Source organism: Ilumatobacter sp. (genome assembly GCF_041688325.1).
Lineage (GTDB): Bacteria > Actinomycetota > Acidimicrobiia > Acidimicrobiales > Ilumatobacteraceae > Ilumatobacter_A.
In genome coordinates, this window is sequence record NZ_JBDNIJ010000145.1 from 1 (window position 1) to 2,196 (window position 2,196).

Genomic DNA, 2,196 nt, shown 5'->3' on the forward strand with positions numbered 1-2,196 from the left:
GAATCCGCAAGGGCAATCGCCATCCCGACCTGGATCGAGCCGAGGCTCGCCCCGCCGGAGAGAACGAACGCCGTCGTCATGACGAAGAGAACGCCAGGCCGGTTGCCACTGTTCCGGTTCTGCTCACGAACTATTTCTTGCCGTCCCCGCTGCCGTTCCCGCGGAGCCGCAAGTAGAGCGACAGGAGCGCTCCGACAACGACGAGGAACACAACCACCCGGAAGATGAATTTGATCGCTCCGAAGATGCTGCCGAACAAGACCCAGACGATGATGGCCACGATCAGCCAGCCGATCACCGAGGCGAGAAAGTTGCGTCCGCCGGAGTTACTCATGGACCCAGGCTAGGCGCCCGGTCATCGAGACAGGTGGCCGCCCGGTGAGTCAGACCAGCTGTGTATCGATCGCAGCACCTGGCCCCGCTGCCGGCGCGATGTCAGATGGGGTTGGTAATGGCGCCGGTTTCGGCACCCTGCACGAGCCGTGCGTACTTGCCGAGAACCCCCGTCGTGTAGCGCGGTGGGTTGGGCTGCCAACCGACCTTGCGCGCCGCGAGCACCTCGTCGGAAACCTGCAGGTCGAGCTTCTTGCTCGGCACGTCGATGAGAATCGAGTCGCCCTCTTCGATGAACGCGATCGGGCCACCATCGGCTGCTTCCGGCGCGACGTGACCGATGCAGAAGCCCCAGGTACCGCCCGAGAATCGACCGTCGGTGATCAGCGCGACGTCACCGCCGCGGCCAGCACCTTTGAGTGCCCCTGTGATGGCGAGCATTTCGCGCATGCCGGGCCCGCCCTTGGGACCTTCGTAGCGGATAACGATGACGTCGCCAGCGTTGATCTCGCCAGCAATAATCGCCTCCATTGCAAACGACTCGTCGTCGTAGACACGGGCCGGACCTTCGAAATGCATCTGCCCAGCGGTGAGACCGGCCACCTTGACAACCGCACCCAATGGGGCGAGTGAACCGGTGAGGATGTTGATGCCACCTTCGCTATGGATCGGGGCGCTGACGGGGTGAACAACGACGCCGTCAGGCTCAGCAATATCCATCGCGTTGAGGTTCTCTGCCATGGTCTTGCCGGTAACTGTCATGCAGTCGCCGTTCAACATGCCATTGTCGAGCAGGTGCTTGAGGACGCCTGGGACGCCTCCGACCTTGTCGAGATCACTCATGTGGAACTTGCCACCCGGAGTCATGTCGGCGATGTGGGGCACCTTGTCGGCGATCCGGTTGAAGTCTTCGAGTTCGAGGTCGACGCCGGCCTCGTTGGCAATTGCAAGCAGGTGGAGCACGGCGTTGGTGGACCCACCAAGCGCCGACGTCACCGCAATAGCGTTCTCGAATGCGGGCTTGGTCATGATCTGGCGCGACGTGATGCCAAGGCGGATTAAACCAACCACAGCTTCGCCGGCGAGGCGTGCATCGACTTCGCGACGTGGGTCGATAGCCGGCGGCGATGCGGAGCCCGGGAGGCTCATCCCAAGGGCTTCGGCAATAGAACTCATCGTGTTGGCGGTAAACATGCCGCCACAGGCACCCTCACCAGGGCATGCCTTCACTTCGATGTCGTGCAGTTCCTGGTCGTCGATCAGGCCCGCAACGTGTGCACCAACGGCTTCGAACACCGAGGTGATGTCGAGCGCCTTGCCGTTGTGCTCACCCGGCATGATTGAGCCGTTGTAGACGAACACTGAGGCGAGGTCGAGGCGGGCAGCAGCCATCAGCATGGCGGGGATCGACTTGTCGCAACCGGCGAGGCCGATGAACCCGTCGAGGCGCTCGGCGTGCATGACGGTCTCGACCGAGTCGGTGATCACTTCGCGTGAAACCAGCGACGCGCGCATGCCTTCGTGACCCATCGAGATGCCATCAGACACGGTGATCGTGCCAAACTCCATGCCGAAACCACCTGCGGCGTTGACGCCAGCCTTGGCCTGCGCAGCAAGCTTGCGGAGCGTCATGTTGCATGGCGTTACTTCGTTCCATGCATTGGCGAGACCGATTTGCGGCTTCTCCCAGTCATCGTCGCCCATGCCGATAGCTCGCAGCATTGAGCGTGATGGCGCTTTCTGGATGCCGTCGGTGACGTCGCGTGAGCGGGGCTTGATGTCGACAGGGGTGTTCTGATCGTCAGCTGACATGGTGGCGAGGATACTCGGGAGCATCCAACTGGAACCTGGTGCTGCGCGCAC

2 protein-coding genes and 1 pseudogene are annotated in these 2,196 nt (G+C 62.3%); all 3 read right to left on the minus strand.

Annotated elements, in window-relative coordinates:
* A pseudogene (locus ACH2EI_RS09545) lies at window positions 1–134 on the minus strand (patatin-like phospholipase family protein); the annotation flags it as partial.
* Window positions 131–334, minus strand: coding sequence for a hypothetical protein (locus tag ACH2EI_RS09550; protein WP_395159831.1), 204 nt, complete (start codon window positions 332–334; stop codon window positions 131–133). The gene ACH2EI_RS09550 and the pseudogene ACH2EI_RS09545, both read right to left, overlap by 4 nt.
* A 101-nt stretch (window positions 335–435) precedes the next feature.
* Window positions 436–2,145, minus strand: coding sequence for a dihydroxy-acid dehydratase (ilvD, locus tag ACH2EI_RS09555; protein WP_395155262.1), 1,710 nt, complete (start codon window positions 2,143–2,145; stop codon window positions 436–438).
* Window positions 2,146–2,196 lie beyond the last annotated feature (51 nt).